The 897-nt window shown below is 34.6% G+C and carries 2 protein-coding genes; both read left to right on the top strand.

Going from position 1 to position 897, the window contains the following annotated elements:
• Positions 1 to 50 precede the first annotated feature (50 nt).
• Complete coding sequence (locus Q0954_RS34080) at positions 51 to 473, top strand: transposase family protein (RefSeq protein WP_299466591.1); 423 nt, start codon at positions 51 to 53, stop codon at positions 471 to 473.
• On the top strand, positions 470 to 897 hold a 428-nt coding region (locus tag Q0954_RS34075), incomplete at its 3' end, for a transposase family protein (RefSeq protein WP_299466588.1). The genes Q0954_RS34080 and Q0954_RS34075, both read left to right, overlap by 4 nt.

Raw genomic sequence — 897 nt, 5'->3', positions numbered from 1 at the left:
TAGACTTCTTGCGAAAATATTAATATTGGTTAAAAAGTTATCTTTGTAGCATGAAAGCTTCAAAATATGCTGTTTTGTCCAAGTTGTCTAACAACAAATTTCGCCGTTATACAGGCTTACGTCGCGATAATTTTGAGCTTATCAAGCTTATTATTGAAAAATATGAGCAAGATCACAAAATAAAATCAGGTCGTCCGTCAACTTTGTGTGTTGAAGACCAGATACTCATGCTTTTAGAGTATTATCGCGAAAATCGCACTTTTTTTCATCTGGGCATAAGCTATGGTTTACATGAGAGCAATGCTCAACGAACTGTAGTAAAAATAGAAGAAATACTGTTGAAGTCAGGGTATTTTCGCTTAGAAGGTAAAAAAATATTGTTAACAGATCAACATGTTCAAGCTATTTTGATCGATGTAACCGAAACCCTGGCACAACGCCCTAAAAAAAAAGGCGCAACAAACGAGCAGTGAAACGTTCTTCTAAACAAAAAAGAAAATATAGCGGAAAAAAGAAGACACATACTCATAAAATTCAACTGGTGGTGAATGCTACTACACACGAAATTCTTTGTATTGATTTTGAAAAAGGCTCTTGTCATGACTTTGCATTGTATAAAAAATCTAACCTGAGAATACACCCTAATATTAGACAAAAGCTGGATAGTGGCTATCAGGGTGCTCAAAAACTACATCAAAAGACAGATTTGCCAAAGAAAAAATCAAAAAATAATCCCTTAAGCAAGGAAGACAAACAAAATAACCGACAGCTTGCAAATGAAAGAGTTTATGTCGAGCATGCGAATCAACGATGTAAAGTATTCAAATTATTGAAAAACCATTATCGTAGTCATAGCAGGTTTGGTCTAAGAGCGACACTGATTGCTACTTTCGTAAA

The organism is uncultured Microscilla sp. (assembly GCF_947493425.1).
Classification (GTDB): domain Bacteria; phylum Bacteroidota; class Bacteroidia; order Cytophagales; family Microscillaceae; genus Microscilla.
Note: the sequence above shows the minus strand (reverse complement) of the source record. Positions and strands in the feature narration are given on the sequence as shown.